Annotated in this window: 19 protein-coding genes; 1 reads left to right on the forward strand and 18 read right to left on the reverse strand. The window is 64.7% G+C overall.

The window, feature by feature from the left end:
* The first annotated feature begins 41 nt into the window (after nucleotides 1-41).
* On the forward strand, nucleotides 42-2294 hold the full coding sequence (locus ACILSQ_RS29625) for a polysaccharide biosynthesis tyrosine autokinase (RefSeq protein ID WP_395747318.1): 2253 nt from the start codon (nucleotides 42-44) through the stop codon (nucleotides 2292-2294).
* Between the two features lie 282 nt (nucleotides 2295-2576).
* Here ACILSQ_RS29625 and ACILSQ_RS29630 read toward each other — a convergent pair whose 3' ends face one another.
* The 18 genes from ACILSQ_RS29630 to wecB form a co-directional block, all read right to left on the reverse strand.
* Entirely contained in the window at nucleotides 2577-4064 is a 1488-nt protein-coding gene (locus ACILSQ_RS29630; protein WP_395747319.1) for an O-antigen ligase family protein, read from the reverse strand.
* Between the two features lie 20 nt (nucleotides 4065-4084).
* Nucleotides 4085-4858: a GNAT family N-acetyltransferase gene (locus ACILSQ_RS29635; RefSeq protein WP_395747320.1), complete on the reverse strand. Its 774-nt coding sequence runs from the start codon at nucleotides 4856-4858 to the stop codon at nucleotides 4085-4087.
* Complete coding sequence (locus tag ACILSQ_RS29640) at nucleotides 4855-6396, reverse strand: AMP-binding protein (protein ID WP_395747321.1); 1542 nt, start codon at nucleotides 6394-6396, stop codon at nucleotides 4855-4857. The genes ACILSQ_RS29635 and ACILSQ_RS29640 overlap by 4 nt, the downstream gene beginning before the upstream one ends.
* Nucleotides 6397-6401: 5 nt before the next feature.
* Nucleotides 6402-7379, reverse strand: coding sequence for a hypothetical protein (locus ACILSQ_RS29645; RefSeq protein ID WP_395747322.1), 978 nt, complete (start codon nucleotides 7377-7379; stop codon nucleotides 6402-6404).
* Entirely contained in the window at nucleotides 7354-8790 is a 1437-nt protein-coding gene (locus ACILSQ_RS29650; protein ID WP_395747323.1) for an MBOAT family O-acyltransferase, read from the reverse strand. The genes ACILSQ_RS29645 and ACILSQ_RS29650 overlap by 26 nt, the downstream gene beginning before the upstream one ends.
* 349 nt (nucleotides 8791-9139) lie before the next feature.
* A complete protein-coding gene (locus tag ACILSQ_RS29655) occupies nucleotides 9140-9751 on the reverse strand; it encodes a serine acetyltransferase (protein ID WP_395747324.1) in 612 nt (203 codons plus the stop codon).
* A gap of 46 nt (nucleotides 9752-9797) precedes the next feature.
* The gene (locus ACILSQ_RS29660; protein WP_395747325.1) at nucleotides 9798-10976 is read right to left on the reverse strand and encodes an SDR family oxidoreductase; all 1179 of its coding nucleotides are present in this window, start codon (nucleotides 10974-10976) and stop codon (nucleotides 9798-9800) included.
* Nucleotides 10977-10984: 8 nt separating this feature from the next.
* The gene (locus ACILSQ_RS29665; RefSeq protein WP_395747326.1) at nucleotides 10985-11233 is read right to left on the reverse strand and encodes an acyl carrier protein; all 249 of its coding nucleotides are present in this window, start codon (nucleotides 11231-11233) and stop codon (nucleotides 10985-10987) included.
* Nucleotides 11230-13014, reverse strand: coding sequence for an HAD-IIIC family phosphatase (locus ACILSQ_RS29670; protein ID WP_395747327.1), 1785 nt, complete (start codon nucleotides 13012-13014; stop codon nucleotides 11230-11232). The genes ACILSQ_RS29665 and ACILSQ_RS29670 overlap by 4 nt, the downstream gene beginning before the upstream one ends.
* A gap of 47 nt (nucleotides 13015-13061) precedes the next feature.
* Nucleotides 13062-14393, reverse strand: coding sequence for a hypothetical protein (locus ACILSQ_RS29675; protein WP_395747328.1), 1332 nt, complete (start codon nucleotides 14391-14393; stop codon nucleotides 13062-13064).
* The gene (locus ACILSQ_RS29680; protein ID WP_395747329.1) at nucleotides 14393-15136 is read right to left on the reverse strand and encodes a class I SAM-dependent methyltransferase; all 744 of its coding nucleotides are present in this window, start codon (nucleotides 15134-15136) and stop codon (nucleotides 14393-14395) included. The genes ACILSQ_RS29675 and ACILSQ_RS29680 overlap by 1 nt, the downstream gene beginning before the upstream one ends.
* Before the next feature lie 12 nt (nucleotides 15137-15148).
* Complete coding sequence (locus tag ACILSQ_RS29685) at nucleotides 15149-16429, reverse strand: glycosyltransferase (RefSeq protein ID WP_395747330.1); 1281 nt, start codon at nucleotides 16427-16429, stop codon at nucleotides 15149-15151.
* A gap of 3 nt (nucleotides 16430-16432) precedes the next feature.
* Nucleotides 16433-17944, reverse strand: a complete 1512-nt coding sequence (locus tag ACILSQ_RS29690; RefSeq protein ID WP_395747331.1) for a lipopolysaccharide biosynthesis protein — start codon at nucleotides 17942-17944, stop codon at nucleotides 16433-16435.
* Nucleotides 17945-17954: 10 nt separating this feature from the next.
* A complete protein-coding gene (locus ACILSQ_RS29695) occupies nucleotides 17955-19166 on the reverse strand; it encodes a prenyltransferase/squalene oxidase repeat-containing protein (RefSeq protein WP_395747332.1) in 1212 nt (403 codons plus the stop codon).
* Between the two features lie 30 nt (nucleotides 19167-19196).
* Nucleotides 19197-20024, reverse strand: coding sequence for an FkbM family methyltransferase (locus ACILSQ_RS29700; protein WP_395747333.1), 828 nt, complete (start codon nucleotides 20022-20024; stop codon nucleotides 19197-19199).
* A gap of 14 nt (nucleotides 20025-20038) precedes the next feature.
* Nucleotides 20039-21271: a class I SAM-dependent methyltransferase gene (locus ACILSQ_RS29705; RefSeq protein ID WP_395747334.1), complete on the reverse strand. Its 1233-nt coding sequence runs from the start codon at nucleotides 21269-21271 to the stop codon at nucleotides 20039-20041.
* The gene (locus ACILSQ_RS29710) at nucleotides 21268-22386 is read right to left on the reverse strand and encodes an acyltransferase family protein (RefSeq protein ID WP_395747335.1); all 1119 of its coding nucleotides are present in this window, start codon (nucleotides 22384-22386) and stop codon (nucleotides 21268-21270) included. Before ACILSQ_RS29710 ends, ACILSQ_RS29705 begins: the two co-directional genes overlap by 4 nt.
* A 21-nt stretch (nucleotides 22387-22407) precedes the next feature.
* A complete protein-coding gene (gene wecB / locus ACILSQ_RS29715; protein ID WP_395747336.1) occupies nucleotides 22408-23517 on the reverse strand; it encodes a non-hydrolyzing UDP-N-acetylglucosamine 2-epimerase in 1110 nt (369 codons plus the stop codon).
* Nucleotides 23518-23620: the final 103 nt, after the last annotated feature.

The raw sequence follows: 23620 nt of genomic DNA on the forward strand, positions 1-23620 counted from the left end.
GCGTCTTCCGCACCCCAGCCCTTCCCTTCCCACCACCGGCCATGCCCTACAAAAAGAACCAGCCACCAAAAGCTGCCAGGCTCGATGGAGCCTCGCTGGTGCGTGTGTTACTGAGTTATGAAGACCACTGGCGGCTCATGCTGCTGCTGTTTGTTTCAGGGCTGCTGGCCGGGCTGGTCATGTACGTGTACGCCAGGCCCACTTACACCTCCACCTCCCTCATCCGGGTCAATCAGTATGTGGACAGCTCCCAGGTGGCTCAGGGCGGCGGCAAAGACTACCTGCTCATGCGCACCCTGCTCCAGCAGCTCAGCAGCGGCCCCATGATCCTGGAGGCCGCCAGGAGCCTCGGCATGGCCGGAGAGAAGACCACCTACAATGAGCTGCGCGCCGCCTCGGTGCCCGCCGTCCGGATCGAGCTGCTGGACCAGAACAACATCGAGATGGAAGTCAGCGGCTTCTCCCCCCGCGTGGTGCGTGAGCTGCCCCAGGCCCTGACAGACGTCTATGAGCAGAACAAGGCTCGCCTGCGCAATGAGTACCGCGACAAGGCCATCAAACGCTATGTGGACGAAATCGCCGTGGTCAGAAACAAAGTGGCGGAGCAGTTGGACACCCGGCTGAAATTTGAAGAGGAAAGCTCCCTGGCCAGCGCGCAGATCGAGCTCGAGCGTTTGAGCAATGTGCCGGTGGACCTCGTGCGGCAGCGCTACCGCAAGGAGGAAATGGAGCGCGTGCGCACCATCCTGGAAAAACAGAAGGCCTCCCTCGGCGTGGTGGGTCAGCTCGCCCTCCTCACCAACCTGCCCAAGGTTTCTGACGATCCCCTCAGCTCAGGCAGCCTCGTGCGGCAGTCCAGCGATCCACAGAGCACCCCCTTCAGCTTTCAGAGCCCGAACACCAAGAGCACCTACACCCAGGTCGTGGTGCAGCCGGACATGGTGGAAGGCCTCGAGCCCTGGCGCGATCTTGAAAAGAAAAAGCGGGAGCTGGAGGAGACCATGCGCCTGGCCCGTGCCAAGTATCTGGATGACCACCCTGAAATGATCAAGCTCAAGGAGGAGCTGCGCAAGGTGACCTCCGCGCTGGATCTGGAGCTGGACGTCGCACGCAAGGCCTTTGACCTGGAGTGCGCGCGCGTCGCGGAGAAAGTCGTGGAGCTGGAGTCCAAGCTCCCCGCCTATCATCAGGCCACCAAGACCTTCGACGACAAGAAGCTCAGCTACGACCTCATGAAAAAAGGCCAGCTCGCCTGGGACAAGGCCTATGAGCAGCTCAGCCGGCAGATCGAGCTGCTGCAGTTCGGCAGCGACTCCGGCAGCATCAATCTGGAATTCTGCGGCTTCGTCAACATCCGCAGCGAGATCCCGGTCTCCCCCTCCAAATCCCAGCTCGCCATGATGGGCTGCCTGCTCGGCCTCGGCCTGGCCGGCGGCGTACCCTTCCTGCTGGGCAGGCTCGGCTCCACCGTGACCAGTCTCAATGAGTTTGCAGACAGCCTCGGCATTCCCGGCATCGGCATTGTGCCCCTGTCCAGCCCGGACGTGCTTGAGGAGATCAACCGCTCGCCCACCATCGGCGCCACCACGCCGAATGCCCTCCTGGAAAACTTCCGCCTCATCCGCAGCAGCATCATCTTGAACAAAGGCCCGAAGGGGGACGCCCGCGTCATCATGGTCACCAGCGCGCGCCCCAGCGAAGGCAAGACCACCGTCGCGGCCAACATCGCCTGGGCCTTCTCCTCTCTCGGAGACCGCACCCTGATCATCGACTGCGACCTGCGGCGCGGCCGCGTGCACGAGACTACCGGCTGCAGCAACCACCCGGGCATGACCGATCTGCTCACCGGTCACGCCACGCTGGAAGACTGCGTGCAGAAATCTCCCGCGGACCACCTCTGGCTCCTGCCGCGCGGCCCCGTGGTGCCCGGCACCACCGAACTGCTCAACACGCCCGTCTTTGTGAAGATTCTCGAGAAGCTGAAGTCCGACTACGACCGCATCATTCTCGACACCCCGCCGGTGCTCGGACTCAGTGAGACCGCCTTTCTGCAAAACCATGCCGATGGCGTGGTCATGGTGGTGAAAGCCGGTGCCACACCGAGAAAAGACACCGAGGACGCCTTCCACACCCTCGGCAAGCTAGGCGCCCACTTCTACGGCCTGGTGCTCAACCGCGTGGACTTCTCCAAGCGCACCAACCACTTCAACTATTACTACTACTCCTCCAGCTACTACGAATCCAACTGGGAGGACACCGCCCTCGCCGGCAAAGCACTGGCACCACAGGTTTAGGAGGGCGGGCGCCAAGCTCATCAGGCGCGTAGCGAAGCTCTGGCGGATCGGGAGCATCCTGGTCCCGCTGCACAACGCCTCGCAAAGCCCGGCGCCACACGTGCATACCTCCGGCACGCGCCCATGACCTGGGAAGGTTTTTGCGGTGATCCGCCCCGGTGGCTCCCGCTCGCCAGGCCTCGCTTTACCACCGGCTCTGCATGATCCTTCCAGATCTGCTGCGCGCGTCAGGCCCGTCACGCGCGCGCATTCAGGAAGCCTTCTCCCCTCGGCCACCCACCCTCAAAGATTCACCAAAATATAGGCCCACACTTCCAGGACTCCATACACGAGCAGCGCAGCCATGCCTGCATCCAGAATCCCCAGGCGCTTCCACACCGCGCGCGGCTTTCGGCTGCCTGATGCGGAGGAAACCTCCGCATCCTCATCAGCCTCCACCTCTTCAGCCTCACGCATCGTCTCACCTTCCTGCACGGCAGCCTCGCGCGCCCAGCGCAGACGGTGCACGGCGGAGGCCACGGCGATCAGCAAGTAATACTCTGTGTGGTACTCGCGGTTGATCATCCAGTTGGAGGCGGCATAGGCCAGCACCAGCAGCAGCGTGGCACGGCGGCAGCGCTCCTCGGTCTCGTCTTCAGATTTAAAAAACGCCATGCTGCGAAACGCCGTCCACAGGCCCAGCAGCCAGAAGAACAGCCCATAGCGCCCCAGATCCGCGCCGATCTGTACATAGCTGCAGTGCGTGGACTTCGGCTCCAGGGTCCATGAGGTGCCTTCCAGCCACGGGATGTAGGCCAGGAACTGCTTCCAGCCCACGCCAAAAGTGTTCTGCTCCATGGCCGTCTTCGCCATCTCCCACGCCATCAGGCGGCCCATCACGCCTTCATCCGCGCGCAGGTCTCCCATCTGGTCCATGCGCGGCAGAAAGCTCAGCGCGCCCACACCTGCTGTCAGCGCGGCGGCCACCACCAGGATCTGGATCCACCGCGGCCGCCCCACCACAAAGACGAGCATCGTCAGCCCTCCGCCCACCAGAAACGCGCCTTTGGATTCCGTCTCCCACGCGCACCAGCCCGCCAGCGCCGCATACGTGGGAAACCAAACCATGCGGTCCCAGACCGTGCCGCGCCAGAAGATCAGCACATAGCTCAGGGGAATGGCCGCCACCACCGTGTGCGCCAGCGCGTTGGGATTGTCCGCCATCCACGTGCCCAGCGCCAGCCGCCCGAAATACGAGTCCGTCACCGCCTTTCCCAGCGTGATGTCCACGCCCACCGTCTGCAGCACGCCCAGCGTGGCCAGAGACACCAGCAGCACATTCCACGCCTTCAAATATCCCAGCACGTTCTCCCACGTGGAGAGCGACTGGCTCGTCAGGTAATAAAACACGACGAGGGAGAACATGCCCTTCATCGCATCTGCCTCCGAGGGTGCGCTCCAGACCACATAGACGTAGAAGGCCAGGATGGCCCAGTCATGCGGCGTGCGCAGCCACCCGCGCAGCGGACTGCGCGAGCCCTGCCCCAGCAGCACCAGACCCCACGCGAGCATGATGGGGCGGATCACATTCACTCCCGCCATGCCGGCGATCCAGTCCTGCGGCCGGATGTAATAAAAAGCCAGGAACACCACCGCAAAGCGGAAGCTCCAGTCCGTGCCCGCCGCCGCGCTGGCCTTCTCCTGCTCCTCATCGAGCTCCAGCTCCAGCTCCCGCCCCTCGCCAGCACTTGGCGAGGCCGGCGCAGCGATGCTCTGTGAGGAGGCCGGCATGGCGGGCGCGTGCTGTTTGCTTACTTTCTCATCTGCAGCAGTTCATCGGAGAAGCCCTTGCGCCTCCAGAAGGCCTGCGCGCCCTCGTTACCTGCCAGCACCTGGATCTCAATGGAGCGTGCCTTCCCCGCCAGCAGCCATTGCTCCAGCGGTGCAACGAGGCGGCCGGCCACACCCGCGCGCCTCCACTCCGGAGACACATACACGTAGCTGATCTCTCCCACAAATCCGCCGCCCAGATGCGCGGGCAGCATTTTCAGATGCCCGCTGGCAAAGCCCACGAGCCTGCCGCCGGCCACCGCGCCGATCACGTGATACACCGCCTCCGGCAGGCGCTCCAGAGCCTGCAGCCACAGATTCTCCCCACCGGCCACCAGCGGCAGGCGCAGCCCCTGCGCGCCGAAGTCATCAAACATGCGCTTCAGCAGCGGCGGCACCTCCAGCCAGTGCGGACTGCTCTTGTTCAGATCTTTGATCTCGATTTCAGACAGCGGCTCCGCACCTTGGCTGCCCGCCGTCGTGGATTCCACCACCGTTTCCTCCGGCAGATTCAGTGCGCTGAGAATGATCTTCGTCAGTCCGCCCAGCGTGGCATACTCCGCTGGATCGTGCGTCATGAGGTCTGGAAACACGCCAAACTTCTGCTCCACCTCCGCCAGCAGGGCCACCAGGCCAAAGGAGTCCACCAGTCCGGCGCCGATGATGGTGCTGGCATCATTCACCTTGGCAGGATCGGCCCCGGTTTTTTGAATTAGAAAGGCGCGTATCTCTTCTTGGATGGTGGCGGTGTTCATGGGGATGGAAGTTGTTTGGCTAAAGTGTTGCGGTCGGTCTTGCCGTTGGAGTTCAGAGGCATCGAGGCTACAAACTGCAGCCGCGTGGGCACCATGTAGGCCGGCAGCATGGCCGTAAGTTCTTCGGTCATCTTCAGCACATCCTCCTGCGTTCCCGTGCCTTCCACGAAACCTGCGATGCCTTCCACCATGGAGCCGTTGCGCGGCCAGCCCAGCGCCGCCACCGCGCGCCCGCCGCAGACTTTGCGCAGCGCGGACTCCACCTCTCCCAGCTCCACGCGGTGCCCGTGCACCTGGATCTGGCTGTCCAGTCTTCCCAGGTAGTGCATCACCTTCGCTTCGTCCGCGCGCACCAGGTCTCCGGTGCGGTACCACACCCGCTCATCCGGCCAGTCCTTCAGCGTCACAAACATCTCCGCCGTCTGCGCCGCATTGGCCAGGTAGCCGCGGGACACCTGCGGGCCGGACACCCAGAGCTCTCCCGCCTCCCCCGCACCGGCCTGCACGCCGTCTTTGACGATGGCGGAGAGATGCCCGGGAAACACCACGCCGATGGGCACCACATCCCGCCCCGCACACTCGCGCCCTGGCTCTGTGAACTCATGCGCGGTGATGGCGATCGTGGCCTCCGTGGGGCCGTACAAATTCCACAGCGCGGACGCGGGCGCCGCCGCCTGCCACTGCACCGCCAGCGCCGCGGGCAGCGCCTCCCCGCAGAACAAGCTCTGCCGCAGCCCCGGAAACACATTCGCGCGCAGCAGCCGCAGGCGCGACAGCAGCGCGGCCGTGGACGGCACCGAGAACCAGTGCGTGATGCGCTGGTTCAAAATGAAGCGCGCCGGCGCCATCATGTCCGCCGCCGCGGGCACGCACACGCAGCCTCCGCACAGCCACGTCACAAAGAGATCATGCACGCTCAGGTCAAACGTCAGCTCAAACATCTGCGAGGCCCTCTCCCCGGGCCGCAGGCCAAACGCCTTCGTCGCGTGCTGCAGATACGCCAGCAGATTCTCCCGCGTGATGCCGATGCCCTTCGGCTTTCCCGTGCTCCCGGAAGTGAAGAGCACATACGCAAACCCTTCATGCGCCGCGCCCGCCTCCGCGTGCGCCGCATCCGCCGCCAGGTTGCAGACCGCCACCGCCGCCCCGTGCGGCAGCTTCGCCTCCGTCTTTTCGCTGATCTGCAGCCCGGCCTCACGCAAAACCCCATGCAGCAGCGCCTCATGCCGCGGATCGTAAATGACACAGCTGCATCCCGCCACGGAGATCATCTCTGCCAGACGCGCCGGTGGAAATTTCACATTCAGGGGCACATACGCACGCCCGGAGAGCACGGCAGAAAGCAGCCCCAGATACATCGCAGGCTCCCGCCCGCCAAAGATTCCCACCGGCCCCGCAGGCAGATCCCGCATCCCCTCCGCCATGAGGCTGGACGCCGCCTCCATCGCCTGCAGGTAGGACATCTCTCCCTCCGCAAAAGACAGCGCGGAAAGCTCCGCGTGCTCGCAGAAATTTTTCGTCAGGGTTTCTCGAAGCATAGTCGTCAATGAGCCGCTTCTTGCAGCGCGGCACACAGCGCGCGGGTGAAGATGACGGCGCCCGCGGCATCCAGATGCGCTTTGTCAAAGTAGTGCGCGGCATCGATGCCGGGCACCGTGCGCAGATCAATGAATGCCGCGCCCGCTTCCGCAATCGTCCGCACCCGCTGCGGCGGCACCTCATAGCCGTTCAGATTGGGCACCGCGACAATGGCCGCCTTCAGGCCCTTGCCGCGGAGATCCTGCAGCAGCGCACGCAGCGCCTCGGAGGTCGGGGCCTGCGTCCTGGGCGCCTTCGTGTGCGCGGCGGCGTTCTTCTCCGCCTGGCTGACCATCTCAAAGAGCACCTCGCGGTTATGCGGCATCAGCACATCCATCACACGTCTCGCCACCCGCTTGCGGGAGGCATAGGAGAGCGAAGCCTCTGCCGCGAAAAACTCCAGCCTCTCCTCCGCGCCGCTGAGCTGCCGCCACGCGCAGTCCCAGCTGTCCTCCGCGCTCACGTAGTAGCTGGCCAGCAGGCGCGGATCCAGCTTTCCATCGTCAAAGTGGGAGGCTCCGCCGCAGATCACCACCAGGTCCGGGCGGCAGCCGGGCGCGGCAAAGTATCTGCGCCACGCCCAGCGCCAGGCCACGATGTTTCCGCCGTCCGGGTAGAAGAAATAAGACTTCACCGCGCGGCCGTATTTCACCCGGAACTCTTCTTCCAGCACTTTCGCGTCAATGCCGCGGCGGATGGATGAGTTCCCCATGAAAAGAATCTTCAGCACGCCCGGCAGCGCCTTCGCATCCTGCGTGATCTCCCCGGCCAGCCGCGGCGCGCTGCGGATGTGGTCCACATCCACAGACAGGCGCCGCTCATTCAGCCGCAGCACCACCTCCGTGCCCAGCAGCAGCAGAGCCAGGGAGAGCAGCACCTTCCACTCAGGGCCCGCCAGCATGCCCGCGCCTCCCGTTTTAGAACTGGAAGTAGATGAATTCATTCGTGTTTTCCGGCGGCAGAAACCAGATCATGAGCAGCATGCACGCATACACCGCGGTGCGTGCCGGCCACGGCGCCTTCAGCAGCGCCAGCGGGTCGTTCCGGCTTTCCATCCAGCATTCAAAGAGCATCAAGGGGGCCGCGAAAAGCAGCAGCTGCGCGGCCCCGTATGAAACCAGCGGCGTGAAGGTCCAGTGGGACCCCAGCGCCGCAAAACACTCCGCCGCCTGCGTGATCGAGCTCGCACGAAACAGGATCATGCCCACGCACATGAGATGAAACGTCAGCAATATCCACGGCATGCGCCGCAGCAGCGAAGTGCCGGGCCGCGGCTCGGCAAACCACCCCAGCCGTGTGAGCCAGAGCTGCGCGCAGAGATAGACGCCATGCAGCAGCCCCCACGCAAAATACGTCCAGTTCGCCCCGTGCCACACTCCGCTGGCCAGCTGCACCACCAGCGTCACCGCATACACCTTGGCCAGGCCCTGCAGAAAGGTGCCGCGCATCAGCGGCATGAAAAAGTAGTCCCGCAGCCAGGTGGAGAGCGTGATGTGCCAGCGCTGCCAGAAGACCTGCGGAGACGTGGCCAGGAAAGGCATCTTGAAGTTCCAGCTCAGGGTGAAGCCCATCCACCGCGCGATGCCCTGCGCCATGGAGCTGTAGCCGGAAAAATCACCATACACCTGGAAAGCGAAGGCATACGCACCCAGCAGCACCTCCCAGCCGCCGCGCTGCTCCGCCGGCAGGGAAAAGATGTGGTTCACCACCACCGCCAGGTTGTCCGCCACCACCACCTTTTTGAAGAGGCCCGCCATCAGATGGTAAAAGCCCTCCGCAAACGCATCCGCAGTCAGCCGCGGACGCGGTGTGAAGAGCTGCGGCATCAGCGTGGATCCACGCTCGATCGGGCCCGCCAGCAGTTGCGGGAAAAAGCCGCAGAACAGCGCATAGTCCAGCCACCGCTCCACCGGCTGCGTGCGCCGCCGGTACACATCCATCACATAGCTGATGGTTTGAAACGTATGAAACGAGATGCCCAGCGGCAAAATGATGTTTCGGATCCAGAACGGCACCTCCCAGTGCTGGCCGAAGAGGCCCGCAAGCTGGCAGGTCTCCCCCGCAAAGAAGTTCAGATACTTGAAGACAAACAGCAGCCCCAGATTCGACACCAGGGAGAGCGCCACCAGCGCCTTCCGCACCCCCGCGCGCGACTCCCGCCCCAGCTGCCTGCCGATGACATAGTCCACACTCACGAGGTACCAGATCAGCGGCAGAAAGCGCCAGTCCCACCAGCCGTAGAAAAAGTTCGTGGCCAGCAGCAGCAGCAGGTTCTGCCCCTTCATCCCCAGACGCCAGTAGACGCTGAGAAAGACCGCAAAGAACACCCAGAACGTGAGCGTGTGAAACAGCATGCCGGCTTAGCTTAACCCCTGTGTGAAAATCTACTGACCGCCCGCCCCCACCTCCGGAGCGGAGCGCGGGCCTCCGAGCCCGCAGCGCTCCGCAAAGGCATCCCACCCCGCTTTCTCCATCTCCTCATCTCCGCGCTTGGTCATCCCTCTCACCACGCAGCGCGCCCGTGCTTGCCGCCTGGCGGAAGAAATCACGAAAGCCACAGGCGTCTGCCACCTGCTGCGGGCTCGGAGGCCCGCGCTCCGCAGATCTTGAGGCGCGCCATGCAGCATTGTGGTGGTTTTCATCACAGCAGCCCTCTCCGCTTCCTCCAGCCCCTCATCTTTTTCGCGGCTCCCGCGTGCCTCATCACTTGGCCGCACCGTCGCGAGCAGCACCGCTGCCCTCAGCCGGGTTCACATGTTTCACCGCACCGCCCGAGCCATGATGGGAGAAGACACGGCCGGGATTTCCCATCACCACACCATTCTCCGGCACATCCTGCAGCACCACCGTGTTGGCCGTGATCATGGCGCCGCGGCCCACCTTGATCTTTCCCAGCACGACGCATCCCGGCCCGAGGAAAACACGGTCGCCGATGACGGGCGCGCCACGTTGCTCTCCCTGCCCGGCCAGTCCCAGCGTCACGCCATGGGAAAGGTTCACCTGGCTGCCGATCTCGCAGGCGGGATTCACCCAGATGCCGCCCCAGTGCTCAATGAGAAACCCGGGGCCGATCTGGCAGGAGAGCGGCACGCGGATGCCATACTTGAGCCCCAGTCTCCCCAGCCAGAGCAGCAGCACAGGGTAGAGGCTGAACTTCAGCAGCGCATGCTGCCGCATGTGCCTGCACAGCCGCAGCAGCGCCACGTAGCGGTACGTCGGCACGCGCACAAATGCCGCGATGAACGCGGCGGCCCCCTTGCGCCCGTCCAGGCGGAGGAGGTCGGCCTGCAGCACTGACCACAACGAGTTCATCATCGGCTCGGCCCTCACATAACGCCACACCAAATCATACCACATCCCATCACACCGGGCCGCCGGTCAGCGGCAGGTTCTGACCGGAGACGTAGGCGCCGCCATCGCCTGCCAGGAACACCGCCAGCCGCGCCACATCCTCCGGCACCGCCAGCCGGCGCAGGGGTACGCGGCGCGCCTCCACCTCCTTCATCCGCAGCGGCACATTCGCCGTCAGGTCGGTGATGGTCAGGCCGGGAGAAATCATGTTGGCGGTGATCTGGTGCGGCCCGAGTTCCGCCGCAAGTACACGCATCATGCCCGCCAGCATGCTCTTCGCAGCCACGTAGGCTCCGTGCTTCCCCTGCGGCGTGCCAAAGAGATGGGAGCTGCCGAGAAAAATAATGCGGCCATGGCGTCTCTGCATCATGCCCGGCGCCGCGGCCTGCACCAGCTCCAGCGCCGCCTCCACATGCACGCGCGTGCACGCACGCAGCTCCTCCAGGGGTGTCTCCACCAGTCCGGTGGTGGGCAGTGGCGGCGTGGCCGCATGCACCAGCACATCCAGCCGGCCATGCCGCCGCAGCACTTCACTTGCCAGCGCGGCGCCGCTGCCCTCCACGCTCAGATCCGTGGCATGCGTGGTGGCGCTGCCGCTCTCCGCTCGGATCTGCTCCGCCAGCAGCTCCGCCTCCTTCATGCCGCGGTGGCAGGCCACCGCCACCTGAAACCCCGCCGCTCCCAGCGCCCGTGCGATGCTGGCGCCGATCCCGCGCGAGCCGCCCGTCACCAGCGCCACGCGCGGCACGTGCGCTGCTGAGTCCGCATCGCTGCCGCCGCCCACCCTTGCCGCCCTCTTCACACGGGCCGCGCCGTTCATCACCCGCTCTCCCTTTTCATTCGTGGCGCGCAGCAGCAGGCCCAGCGTCTCCGCGCCGGCGGAGACAGACTCGATCTCCGCCTCCACCAGCAGCGTCTCCCCCACGTAGGCGGGCTTCAGCCACTCCATGCTCTGGCTCATCCACACCGCTCCCGGCCCCGGCACCTTCATGCCGATCAGCTTGGAAACCACCGCCGTCTGAATGGCCCCATGCGCCACCGGATGCGGAAAGCCATACGTCAGCGCCGTGTCTTCCTTGAGATGCAGCGGATTGTGGTCGCCGGAAAAAACGGCAAACGCCTCCACCAGCTGCGGCGTGAGGTGCACCTCCTCACAAAACACCATCCCCGTTTTAAATGTGTCTGGCATGTTCATGTTCACTCTCCCAGTTTTTCCTGCAGCACCATCTTGATCAGACGCACCGAGGTCATCTCCATCGTGTCCTCCGGTGTGAGTGAGATCCCAAACGTCTCCTCAATTCCCATGACAAGGTTCAGATGCGCCACGGACTCCCACCCGGGCGTGTTGTCGGTGGAGGCTTCATCATGAAAGGCCTCTCTGGGAAGTCCCAGGATGGATTCAAACAAAACCGCCAGCTTCTGGTCCAGATCGTGTGTTGTGCTCATGAAGGTGGTGAAACAAGAGTGTGAAGCACAAAGCACTCCGGCAGGGGCCGCGCGGCATCCAGGCTGCGCTCCCACGCGCCTCCGGCCTGCGCCGCGCGGTGGTAGCCGTGCTTCTCAAAAAAATCCGCCGCCGGCTGGTTCCGCGCCGTCGGGATAAATTCTCCGCGCAGTTGCCGGGCGCCCAGCCGCGCCACCTCCCGCTCCACCACGGCCAGCAGCGCCGTCTCCACTCCGCGCCCCAGCACGCGGCAGCTCAGCAGCAGCGTGTCCAGCATCCACACGCCGCCCGCATCCGCACTCGCATCTGGCAGGGCGATCCCCACGCCCACGATTCCATTGTCGCCAAAGCGGTCTTCCACTCGCGCCCACACGGCCACCGCGCCTCCAGCCATCATGCGCTCCAGCTCCGCCGTGGTATGCCGCCGCGTGGTCAGGTTGAACTGGTTCGTCTTCCCCAGCAGCTGCACCACGCGCGGCAAGGTCTCCTGCGTCACTGTGCTCACAGTCACCTTCATCTCCAGACTGCGGATGAAGTCTTCCAGCGAAGCCGCGCCGCCGCGCAGTCCCGCGCGCGCCTCCTCCTGCGCATAGTATCCGGCGCGCAGGCGGTCTTCTTCAGAGAGCACCGCGGTGTCAAACCACCCGCCCTCCTCCAGCGCGCGGCCATAGTCCATCACATGCTTCGGCACGGGCACCACGGCCACCTCCGGAAGCTGGCTGCGCACCCAGTCGCGCTCCACCGGATTGTCATCAAAGAACACCAGCGCATCCACGCCGAGCTTCAGCTTCTGCGCGATGCCGCGCAGGCTTCCCGCCTTGTCCTGCCAGTGCACCTCAAACGCGGCAAAGTGCTCCCGCTTCAGCAGGCATGCCGGATGCTCCGCCAGCACCTGCAGCACCTCCTCTGCATTGTTCTTGCTGGCCGCGGCCAGCAGGATGCCACGATCCCGCAGCGCCAGCACGCGCCGCTGGAAATCCACGAAAACATTTCCTGGATAGTCCGGCCCCAGCGCGATGCCGCCCATCCCCGCCTCTCCCAAAATGCCTCCCCACAAGGTGTCATCCATGTCCAGCACCAGGCATTTTTTCGGCGGATGATACACGGCCTGCAGCCGCCGCGCGATGCGCCGCGCCACGGCCTCCAGCGCATGCGCGCTCAGCGGCGCGCGGGCCAGCCATGCCATGCGTGCATCCGTCCACGCGTCCGCCCCCGCCTTCACCGCGGCGGCGGCCACATCCACCAGCACCGCCTGCGGCACACGGCGGCACAGCGCCGCCATGTCATCATTGAGCTGCTGCCAGAAGGACACCTGGGAAACTTCCAGCAGCGCATCCTCCTCCCCCGCGGCCAGCCACTGTGGCAGGGCAAAGTTTCCCAGCAGCACCTTCGCCTTCGCATGCTGCGCCAGCACCTGCCGCACCAGACCCTCCATGCGCCTGCTCAGCGCCGTACGCGCCTGTTGGAGATCTTCGGGGGTCTGGCGCAGAAACTGCCACGCCAGCTCAGGCATGAGATCCTCCACCCGCGCCAGGATCACCACCACGTCCGGAGCTTCACGGTAGAGCTCGCTTCTAGCGTCCATGATCTGCTGATCAATCTGGCCGTAGGGTCCCGCCCACACCTCCAGCCCCAGCCCTCTCTGCGCCGCCTCCACCACCAGGCAGGGCTTCATCAGGTCCACCGTAAAACTGGACAGCAGCGCCAGGCGCAGCCAGCGCAGCGCGGGAGATTTCTCCCGCAGCACGCCGGCAGCCGCCTGCGCATATTCCGCGCGGGTCATGGCAGGATGAAAATCATTTCGTTGTTTAAAAAAACCGCCGCCGCATTTCACGCGGCGCTCGCCGTGATCAGGTCCAGCGGAAACACCCGCGGAAAGCGCGCGTGCAGCTCCGCATACGCAGGCAGCAGCGCCGCGCGGTCCTCCGCATGCGCCAGCACCGGATGCGGACGCCAGTGCGGCAGCGCCAGATCCCGCGTCCACGGCCGCCCCTGCGCCGCCGCATCCACGCGCAGCGCCTGCTGCACTTTTTCCAGCGTGCGGTGGCAGGACACATTCTCTCTGGCCCACGACGCGGAGTCGAGCCGCGGTCCGCGCCTCAGCAGCTCCATGTAATCTTCCGCCAGATGTCCTGGACGCAGCCGCATGCCGGTGCGCTCATTCACATGCGCAGCCGCCCCGATGCAGGCATCCTCCCGCACCGCCAGCGCGCAGCCTGCAAAGAGGGACTCCACCAGCGCCACGCACCCGCCCTCACGGCGGCTCAGCACCGTGGAGATCCTGGAGTCACACTGCAGCCGCGTCACTTCCTCGATGGAGATGGACTGGCGGATCTCCAGCTCCTGCGGCACACCGATGTCCGCGGCCAGTTTGCGGATGTGCTGCTGCGTCACACCGCCCTCATTCTGCCCCACCAGCACGATGCGCAGTTGCGGAGGCATCCGCGTCAGCGCGTGGAAGAAATCCCAGTGCCGTTTGAAGCCGCCCCAGTTTGCCACCATGAGGATGTCCACCGTTCGTTCACTCCAGGGCTTGGGCTGGTAAAACTGCGCATCCACCCAGTCGCACGCCAGGCCCGGCAGGCAGCGCAGCCCGGGGTGAAATTCCGTCAGGCGCTCACGCTCCGCCTCGTTTGCGGGCTGGATCCAGAAGCCGTCTGGCAGCAGCGCGCAGCCCAGGCCCAGCAGCGCGTAGTCCGTCGGGCACCAGCTCGCGGCAAAGAGGATTTCATAGTGCTCCGCCAGCCAGCGCAGCTCCGCCGCGGGCATCAGCAGCAGGCGGCAGAGATTGTATTCAAAGTAGGTCAGCAGCACGCCTTTCTCCCCCGGCGCCCCCGGAGCCTTCAACACCACGGTGCGTGTCAGAGCAGGTTGTTTTTTGACCACTTCCGGGAGGCGGGAGCGCGCGCGCAGCGCCGCGCGCCAGACCGTGTCTCCGGTCCCTTCCCCCGCGGCCTGCAGCGCCCGCAGCATGGGTCTCCACGCCGCCGCCCCATCCGCCAGGCTCACCGCGCGGGAGAGCAGCGCCAGCCGCGTGGAGCCGCGCCGTGCCACGCGCGCGCGGCACCACAGCCCGCGTGCTGCCCACGTGCGCAGCGCGCCGGAGTAGCGCGCCCCATCGGCCAGCCTCCGCCACATCATCTGCATGTCTTTTGGCTTCATCAGGCTTCGGGAGCAGGCGCGGGGAATGCCGCCGTCTTCTCAGCGGCGAGGTTCCAGCCCAGTGTGTTCAGCACCTCGGTGTCAAAGCGGTCCAGCCAGATCAGCGGCGCCTTCAGCACAAAACCAAACAAGATCTGGCATGCGAGGATGAGCGGCCTGCCGAGAATCCACGGCATCCTTTTGCGCCGCAGCAGATTCATCGTCCAGTGCAGGTTGTACGCCAGCAGCGTGAAGTGTCCGCCCTGCGGCTCCGCCTGCTTCACGCTGAGCCCGGCCTTTTCAAACAGCAGGCGCAGCCCCAGGTGCGTGAAGTTAAAAAAGTTGTACGGCAGGTTGTGCATCGGGGAGGACTGCGGCGTGGTCAGAAACAAATGCCCGCCCGGCTTCAGCACGCGTGCCATCTCCGCCACCACGCGCTGCGGCTCACGCACATGCTCCAGCACCTGCGTGGAAAGCACGATGTCATAGCTGCCATCCTCAAACGGCAGCGCGGACACATCCGCCACAAAATCCACGCCGGGCCCCGCGCAGAAATCACAGGTGTGCAAAGTGGCTCCGGTGGCCAGCAGCTCCTGCCGCAGGTACTGCTCCGGCTCACGGCCGGAGCCCGCGTCCAGCACCTTCATCCCCCGCCGCATCAGCGGCATGGCCTGCCGCCGGATGAACTCATGCACATGCCAGCGCTCCACTTGAAGACGCTCGTGCAGTCTGGCGGGCAGCAATGTTTTTCCGAGAGAGGCCATGGCGCTGAAGGGTTATTCCTGTGCCGCGGAGCAGGCGGCAAAATTATCAAACATTCCGCGCAGCGGCTCATTGATGCGGTCGATCTGGAAGCGGTCCATGCCGCGCCGTTGCTCCCCGCTGAGCCCCCACTTTCCAGACTCCCATGCCGCCAGCAGCTCCTCCAGCCGCGCGGCGATGTCGTCAGGATCATTCAGGTTCGCCCAGTGCAAGCCCGTCTGCTGCAGTACCTCCGCCACCGCGCTGCCCGGCTCCGCCAGGCCCAGCACCGGATGATCAAAGGCAAAGGCCTCCATCAGCTTGGTGGGCAAAAACATGCCCCCGTATCCCGGCGTGTCGATGATCAGCGTCATGTCGCTCACGGCGATGCGCCTCTGGCATTCTTCAAAAGACACACCCGCCTGCAGCCGCAGCACCTCCCCCACACCCGCCGCCTTCACCTGCGGCTGGTAGCATGTAGTATCAACCCCGATGCACGTGATCTCCAGCCGCCCGGCTAGAAACTGCCGCCGTGCCATGCGCCGCAGCGCCTCGATCAGGGTGTCCGGGCTGCGCATGGTGGGGTAAAACGCCCCCGCATGGATGAGCCGCAGCGCGCGCCCTGCCGCCGGCGGCGGGTGCAGCTCCCGCAGCTCCGGGCTCAGCGCCTCATAGCCATGTGGCACGATGTGCACTCGTTTATGCCACTGCTGCGGGTACGGGCTCAGGATTCTCCGCGCCGCCTGCGCGCATACAAACACCAGCGCGTCCGCATCCCGCAGAATGCGCCGCTCATAAAAGAGGCCGATCCACCGCTGCAGCGGCCGGCAGCGCATCCCGCCGCTGATCCACGGATCGCTGAAATGCGCCACCCAGGGCAGCCCCGTCCTCTTCTTCAAACGCCAGCCCACCACATTGCTCACGTGCTTCGTGGCGCGGGAGTACAGCACCTGCGGCCGCCATTCCCGCACGATCTCCTCCGCCCGCGCCGTGGCAGGAAACATCCACGGCAGATAAATCTCTGGCAGCACATGGCGCCCGGCCCCCACCACGGCCAGACGCCCCAGGCGTGGAAACCTTTGCACCAGCAGCGCCTCCGGGCTGGGCACACGATCAATCATAATCTCCGTGGGCAGTCCGCGCAGCAGGGAGGCATCCAGCGCCTGCGTGGCATGCGCCTGCGTGGTGGTCAGCACTCGCACCTGAAAACCCGCGCGGTGCAGGTACTCCCCATTGATCTTCACCAGGCTGGACTCCGGCCCGGCGGTGGGCGGAAAATTGTGGGAAATCAGCAGAATCTTGGGGCCCGCATTCATCCGTCATTTCCTTCGGGTGAGCCGCTGCCAGATGGCCGCGCGGTCCTTCTGCTGCAGCGCCAGCAGAAAGAATGACAGCGTGGAGCAGAGGGCAAAGACCGCCCCGATGCACGCCAGGTTGAAATAATCTGAGCGCACCTGCTCCCGCAGGCCCCACACGCACAGCAGCGGCAGGGAGATCGTCTTCAGCGCGGGCCAGATGAGGTGGCCCAGCAGATACCTCCAGGCGGACATGTCGATCACTTTGGAAACAAACAACGGCACCACCAGCAGCCGGGACACCAGCATCTCCAGCGCCAGCCCGCCCACCACGCCATGCACGCCCCACCAGTACCCAAAGATGAAGCTGAGCACCGCACTGATGGCACCGCCGATGAGCGAGAGCCGCGCCAGATAGTCCGACTTGTTCAGGCTGTAGAGAAGATTGTGCGCGGGATACTGTGAAAAATGCAGCGCATAGGGCAGGGCCACGATGAACATGACATGGCTGGCGTCCTCCAGCTTCGGCCCCACCCAGCGGTGGAAAAACGCCGGCGCCAGCCACGTGCTGCCCAGCACCGCGCACGCGGCAAAGGCGGCCGCCCATTCCGAATAGCGCAGAAAGCATCTTTTCAGCCCCTCGTTTTCCCCCGCTCCGTGCAGATGGCTGAAGATGGAAAGCACCGGCCCGCCAAAGATCGCGCTCACCACATCCTGCAGCATCGTGATCAGCCTCATGCCGATGGAGTAGATCGGCACCGCCTCCAGCCCGCGGTGAAAATTCACGATCAGCGGATTTGACTGCATCCGCAGGGACTCGCCCACAGTGATGATGCTGATCGTCCCCGCAAAGCTCCGCATCTGCCGGCGCAGTTGCGTGCGCTCCCCGTCCGCCTTCGTCTCCACATGGACGCCTGCATTGATCCGCCTGGAAAACAGGCAGAGCATGCCCAGCTCCACCGTCTCGCCCATGGCCTGCACCACCGCCACGCCAATGACGCTGGGGTTCACCTTCAGCAGCCAGATCAGCACCACCGACTGCATGAACGTCCGGATGATGGAGGCCGAGGCGATGGCATCATGCCGCATGGCTCCGCGCAGCAGCACCAGGGGCAGCCGGAAGAAAAACCGCGCCGCCAGCGTCAGCAGCACGATCGCCAGCGCGATCTCCACCTTTGACTGATCCGGTGTCACCACCATCAGTCCCACCAGATACACCACCAGCGGCGAGCACAGCAGGATGATGCCTCCGATGCGCCGGAAGTACTGCCGGGCGATGCCAAGCACCTCCCCCTGGCTGGCCGCATTGCCCGCACCGATGGCGAAGGCGGTGAAGCGCGACGCGGAAAACGTGATGCCCAGATCCAGCAGGCCGCAGTAGCTCGCCACAGACATCACCAGCAGCCACAGGCCGTAGCCGGAAAGGTCCAGCCCGTGGATCATCAGCGGCGTGATGACGATCGTCACCGCCATCTTCAGCGCCAGGTCCGTCACGTTCAGTGCCGAGCCCCGCAGCAGTTTTTCGACATGCTTCATCGTCAGCAGCTCAGGCAAGCTTGGCACCACGCCCGGTCTCTGCTTCCAGAGTGCATGCGTCGATCATGAATTTGCAGGCCCAGTTGATGTACTGATAGCGGCAGTACTGCCCGGAGATGGGGAAGGAGCCCTTCACCGCGCCGCGGGTGTGCGCGGGCCCGTCCAGACGCAGCGTGCGCCGCACAAACGCGTTCGATTTCCGCGCCGCCGTCAGGTACTCCTCCCGCCCCGTTTCTTGAAACAGCAGCAGCCAGCACAGGGATATCTGCACCGAGCCCGTCAGGCAGATCCAGCTCACCGTGCCGCGCCAGTTTTCATCCAGTTGCCCGGGCAGCGAGCCATTGTCGTGCTGCGCCCGCAGCAGTGAATCTGCGGTGACCATGGCCGCATGCAGCAGGCTGGCATCACGGGAAAAGAGAAACCCCTCCAGAATGCCGCGCAGCGTGTACCCGATCGTATGCGTCAAAGGCGCCGCGGCGTCTCCCCTGCCCAGCCCGCAGTCAGGATACCACCCATTTTCATGCTGCTTTCCGGCCGCCCAGCGGATGTTCCGCATCCCGGCCTCGGCAAAGGATTCATCCCCCGTCACGCGGGAGGCCTCCAGCAGCCCCCAGGCCACGTGAGTCTCCCACACATGATCTCCCGGAATGGCAAAGGGGTTTGGCAGCCGCCATGCGCCATCCGGGTCCTGCATGCGCACCAGCCAGCGCGCGGCATTTCCCAGCGCCTCCTCATACACGCTGCCAAAACAGCGCACACCGGCGGCCAGCCCAAATAAAATCTGCCCGGTGTCAAACACCACCGGCTCCAGCGGTTTCGAATGCCGGTGGCTGCCATGAAAGGCGCCGGAGGGCAGCTGGATGGATTTCAGCCAGTCCAGCATCTGCTTCGCGGCGGGGCGCAAGGCGGCATCCACCCGCCGCGCCGCATGCTGCAGCAGCGTGGGCACGATGTAGCCTGTGGTCTCAGGATAAGAGGGCGCCCAGCCCGTCTGCACGCTGTAGTGGCGCGCCACTCCTCCATCACGTGAGGAGGAGTTCCGCTGCGCCTCCAGCAGCCAGTCCAGCCCCGCATCGATCGCGCGCTGCGGCCCGGGATCCTCCGGCAGGGCGCAGGCATGGTCTCTGAAGAACACCGCCTGTGCTTCAAGGGTGTCCGGCAGGCCGGCCCTCCATTCGCCAAGCTTTCGAATGAACCCCTTCAGTGTGGCACTTATTTTCATACGCTTTGAATCCGGCTGTGCAGTCCTATGCTATGCAGATGCGATGCTGTGCATCGCTTGCGCGGCTCCTCTGCCGCGTTCTCCCCACGTTTCCCTCACAAAGACTCCGTCCATCTCGATCGCCCGCAGATCGTCGGCAAAACTGATCGGCGCCAGGATCGCCGGCTTGTAGCCTGCCTCCGCATACCGGCTCAGCGCCGCCAGGTAATCCGGCGCGTCCTGGTAGATGCCCACGCACGCCAGCTCTGACATCAGCAGCGGGATTTCCCCCAGGCTGCGTGCGGCTCCTTTGAAAACTTCCAGGTCATAGCCCTGCGTGTCCAGCTTCAGCATCATCGTCCGCACCCCCAGCCATGCCTTCATCTCCTGCCACACGCCATCCACCGTTTTCACCGGCACGCGCAGCGTGCGCACGATGAGGTTGGAGTCGTGGTACTTCTCCGGCTGACCGCTCTCAGGCTTGAGGAAGGAGCTGAAGACATCTCCTGCCATCTGGTGAAAATTGAGCTCGCTCTCTGCGGCCCCGAGAGCATAGGGCTCCACGCGCCAGCGCTCATCCTGCGCCGCCAGCTCCGTGAGCCGCGCCACCAGCGCCGGCAGCGGCTCAAACGAGACGATCCACCCTTCGTAGCCGAGGCTTCGGAGCATCTTCGCAAAGCCGCCGTCGTTCGCGCCCACGTCAAACACGCAGTCAGGCCGGTGATGCCGCAGCAGCCTGCCCAGGTGCGTTTCCAGCGACACCGCCGCCTTCGTCTCTGCCGCCATGCGCGTCAGCTCCCCCAGCCGCGTGGTCCCCACCAGGGAATAGCCAAAGCGCTTCACGCACGCCTCCAGCACTTTTCGCAACATCTGTTTCATAATTCAAACACGGCTCATGCCGCACCCCGCCGCCGCGCGGTCCAGCACAGAAAAAGCGGATCCATTCTGCCCTCCCGGTAAATCCCGCGCTGCACCTCCACACGGAAGCCCTCCCGCTGCAGCAGCTCCGTGAGTTCATCCGCATCAAACCACTGCTCCCAGTCGCAGATTTCCATCTTGCCCAGGCTCGCCGCGTTTTTGTCGATGATGAGCAGCGTCCCGTCCGCGGCGGTGATGCGCGCCAGCTCATGCACCGCGGCACGCACGTTCACCGCATGCTCCAGCGCCTCGATGCAGAAGACATAGTCCGCCGCGCCATCCGGCATTCCCGTGGCCAGCAGCGAGCCCTCCCGCACATGGATGTTCTCCGGCAGCAGCCCCAGCATGGCGGTGGAAATGTCAATGGCCCAGGCCTCGATGTCCGGATGCCGCTCCTTCAGCAGCTTGATGAAGCGCCCCTTGCCGCAGCCCACGTCAGCCACCACCGGCATCGCATCTTCCTTCAGCAGGCTTTCCACCACCGCAAACCGCCCGTCCTCAGGTTGAATGGAATGCGGAAACAGCGGCGCGGTCCGTTCGAAATTGACGCGCAGCCGCTCGTGCAGCGCCTCCAGAAACGCCGCCACCGTCTGCGCATATTCTTTCCATCCCCGGGCGTCATAAAGACGTGCGCCAAAACCATGCCCACGTGAAATGTGTTTCAGAAACGCCCGGAAGGCCTGCTCCCCCAGCTCCCACTCCCCGCAGCGGAACCACAGCGCCGCCATCTCCAGCGTGATCAGCGGGCACAGCCGGCCCGGCTGGCTTGAGGTCGCATACCCTCCATCTTTGAGCTGAGTGCCGGCCACACTGATGAGGCACTGCCTCGCCGCCTCACTGTACCCCGCGTTCATCGCACGCGCCGCTTCCTTCAGACAATAATCGATCCACTCATCAGCCTCCATCACTTCCACCTCCCCAGCCTGCGTCGGTGGGTCCGCGGGCAGATCCGCCAGCCATTTCCCCAATTGCGCGGAGCGTGCATGCTCCCCCCACAGTTCCAGAGCCGCCTGGATTCTCCGCGTGGCCGCGGGATCACACCCGCGCAGGCTGCTGTCCGCGGCTATCCCCCGCCCCTCCAGCGTGTGCGTATTGATCCACTCCAGCGCCTGATTGAAGACTTGCAGGGAGGCGGAGCTCCGCGAGTAGCTCAGCCAGCCACGCTCCCTGAGGCGCGCGGTCACTTTGTCAAAGAGTCGCATCTTCATAGCACAGGTGCGGGCACGGACGCGCTGCGCCCCCGCCGCTTGGTGAGTTGCCGCCCGCACTGAATGGCAGGCACTTCGATCAGATGATGCAGCACGAAAGAAAGTCCCAGCGTGAGCGCGAGAGCCACGAAGAACAGCCCCAGCGGCGGCACCGCCAGCCACCCCAGAAGCGCCATCTTCCGCAGTCCGATCAGGATGGGATAATGCAGCACGTAAACCGCATAGGAGAGATCCACCCCGAGCCGCGCCTGCCACCGGTTCAAAGTAGCGCGGAAAGGCCCGCAGTGGCTGGCACAGGCCACCAGGCCCGCGGCGCCGAAGGCACACGCATAAAAGCTCACCCACACCGGAATCAAATGGCGGATGGAAATGACGCAGTAGAGCAGCCCACTGCCCGTGCCCAGCCACCCCCAGCCGCTGCGGGACAATGAGCGCCAGAACTCCTGCGGCACCCGGCACAGAAACACGCCGAGCCCAAACTGCCCCAGAAACGCCGCCGTGCCTGCCACGTGCTCATGCAGCCAGCCGCTGCCCAGCACCAGCGCGCCCAGCAGCACCAGTGCGCCCTCCCAGCGCATGCGCAGCAGCGCCCAGGCCAGCAGCGGAAACACCGGCGCCACCTTCGCCTCCGTCATCAGCGTCCACACCGGCGGATTCGCAAAGAACGACTTCATGCCCGGCGCCACCAGCGTCGCCTGGAGCACCCACTGCCGCCACTGCAGCCCCTGTCCTTCCAGAAAGCTCGCACGCAGCTCCGGCGTCTGCGCAAACCCGCCCGCCTGCTGAATCCACACCATCACTCCCAGGGTGAAAACCAGCGCCGCCCAGTAAAGCGGATACAGCCGGAACACGCGCCGCACGCCAAAATTCACATACGCCCGCGGCGAAGGCGCCTCCCGGCTCAGCGACAGTGCCAGCACATAACCGCTGAGCACGAAAAACAAGGTCACCGCCCCCTTGGCATCCAGCAGCCCGTTGCTCAGATAGAAAGGCAGGTCCAGCCCAAACATCACATGAAAGTGGTGGCCAAAAACCACCAGCGCCGCCATGAGGCGCAGCGCATCCAGCGCCAGGATGCGTCCGCGAGCCGCCGCAGGAGATGTGGATTCCGTCATCAAACGTCTGGGCTCAAAAGATTACCTGCCCGCATGAGACAAGGCACGTGCGATGGCTTCTCCCGCGCGTCCGTCTCCAAACGGGCTCTCACACCCCGCCAGCCTCTGGGAGTGCGCTTCATCTTCCAGATAATGGCTGGCCCGCTCCAGGATGCGCTGCACATCCGTGCCCACGATCTCCGCACAGCCGGCAGCAACGGCTTCAGGCCTCTCCGTGGTCGTTCTCAGAATGAGGATCGGTTTGCCAAAGGATGGCCCCTCCTCCTGGATGCCTCCGGAGTCCGTCAGGATGAGCACGGACTTTTTCATGCACCATAGCAGCGGCTGGTAGTCCAGCGGCTCCACCAGGGAGATCTGGCTCCGCCCCGCCAGCCTGGCCAGCACCATCTGCCTCACCACCGGATTTGGATGCACCGGAAAGACGATGTGAATGTCTTCAAACCGCTCGGTCAATGCCAGCAGCGCATCACAGATGTTTTCGATCGGCTGCCCAAACGACTCCCGGCGGTGGCACGTCACCAGCACCAGCCGCGCGCCCTCGGGCATCTCCAGTTGCAGCCCCTCGGGCGGCATCTCCGGCAGCTTGTCCTTCATCCACAGCACCGCATCCACCACGGTGTTCCCGGTCACCACACTGGACTCATCGCCGATGCCTTCCCGGCGCAGGTTCTCCGCCGCCGCCTGCGTGGGCGGAAAGTGCAGGTCCGTGATCCGGCTGATGAACACTCGGTTGATCTCCTCTGGAAACGGAGAGAAGCGGTCCTGCGTACGCAGCCCCGCCTCCACGTGCGCCACACGGATCTTCCGGTAAAACGCCGCCAGCGCTCCGCACATCGCCGTGGTGGTGTCTCCCTGCACCACCACCCAGTCCGGCTGCTCCTGCTCATACAGCGCGTCCAGAGACGTCAGCAGGCGCGCGGTGAGTGATGCCAGCGACTGCCCCGGCACCATGGTCTCCAGCTCCACGTCCGGCTGCAGCCCGAACGCCGCCAGCGCCTTCACCCCCATCTCGCGGTGCTGCCCGGAAAAACAAACCCGGCACACCACATCTGGGGCCGCCTGCAAAGCCAGGATCACCGGCGCCAGCTTGATCGCCTCCGGGCGGGTGCCAAAAACACAAAGAACCTTCATAATGAGCCGCGCGTGTGACGGTGACCGTCGATCCCATGCCCCCTTGTCACATCCCCGGATGACATCAAGCTGCCGCCATCGGTGGACATGCAATCCAACGCCG

The organism is Prosthecobacter sp. (assembly GCF_044227185.1).
GTDB lineage: Bacteria > Verrucomicrobiota > Verrucomicrobiia > Verrucomicrobiales > Verrucomicrobiaceae > Prosthecobacter.

Coding starts and splice junctions, on each gene's coding strand:
- ACILSQ_RS29655 (WP_395747324.1), bottom strand. CDS start 9,751: ATGATGAACTCGTTGTGGTCAGTGCTGCAGGCCGACCTCCTCCGCCTG.
- ACILSQ_RS29650 (WP_395747323.1), bottom strand. CDS start 8,790: ATGCTGTTTCACACGCTCACGTTCTGGGTGTTCTTTGCGGTCTTTCTC.
- ACILSQ_RS29635 (WP_395747320.1), bottom strand. CDS start 4,858: ATGAACACCGCCACCATCCAAGAAGAGATACGCGCCTTTCTAATTCAA.
- ACILSQ_RS29665 (WP_395747326.1), bottom strand. CDS start 11,233: ATGAGCACAACACACGATCTGGACCAGAAGCTGGCGGTTTTGTTTGAA.
- wecB (WP_395747336.1), bottom strand. CDS start 23,517: ATGAAGGTTCTTTGTGTTTTTGGCACCCGCCCGGAGGCGATCAAGCTG.
- ACILSQ_RS29670 (WP_395747327.1), bottom strand. CDS start 13,014: ATGACCCGCGCGGAATATGCGCAGGCGGCTGCCGGCGTGCTGCGGGAG.
- ACILSQ_RS29710 (WP_395747335.1), bottom strand. CDS start 22,386: ATGACGGAATCCACATCTCCTGCGGCGGCTCGCGGACGCATCCTGGCG.
- ACILSQ_RS29675 (WP_395747328.1), bottom strand. CDS start 14,393: ATGAAGCCAAAAGACATGCAGATGATGTGGCGGAGGCTGGCCGATGGG.
- ACILSQ_RS29630 (WP_395747319.1), bottom strand. CDS start 4,064: ATGCCGGCCTCCTCACAGAGCATCGCTGCGCCGGCCTCGCCAAGTGCT.
- ACILSQ_RS29625 (WP_395747318.1), top strand. CDS start 42: ATGCCCTACAAAAAGAACCAGCCACCAAAAGCTGCCAGGCTCGATGGA.
- ACILSQ_RS29685 (WP_395747330.1), bottom strand. CDS start 16,429: ATGAATGCGGGCCCCAAGATTCTGCTGATTTCCCACAATTTTCCGCCC.
- ACILSQ_RS29645 (WP_395747322.1), bottom strand. CDS start 7,379: ATGAATTCATCTACTTCCAGTTCTAAAACGGGAGGCGCGGGCATGCTG.
- ACILSQ_RS29705 (WP_395747334.1), bottom strand. CDS start 21,271: ATGAAGATGCGACTCTTTGACAAAGTGACCGCGCGCCTCAGGGAGCGT.
- ACILSQ_RS29680 (WP_395747329.1), bottom strand. CDS start 15,136: ATGGCCTCTCTCGGAAAAACATTGCTGCCCGCCAGACTGCACGAGCGT.
- ACILSQ_RS29640 (WP_395747321.1), bottom strand. CDS start 6,396: ATGCTTCGAGAAACCCTGACGAAAAATTTCTGCGAGCACGCGGAGCTT.
- ACILSQ_RS29700 (WP_395747333.1), bottom strand. CDS start 20,024: ATGAAACAGATGTTGCGAAAAGTGCTGGAGGCGTGCGTGAAGCGCTTT.
- ACILSQ_RS29695 (WP_395747332.1), bottom strand. CDS start 19,166: ATGAAAATAAGTGCCACACTGAAGGGGTTCATTCGAAAGCTTGGCGAA.
- ACILSQ_RS29660 (WP_395747325.1), bottom strand. CDS start 10,976: ATGCCAGACACATTTAAAACGGGGATGGTGTTTTGTGAGGAGGTGCAC.
- ACILSQ_RS29690 (WP_395747331.1), bottom strand. CDS start 17,944: ATGAAGCATGTCGAAAAACTGCTGCGGGGCTCGGCACTGAACGTGACG.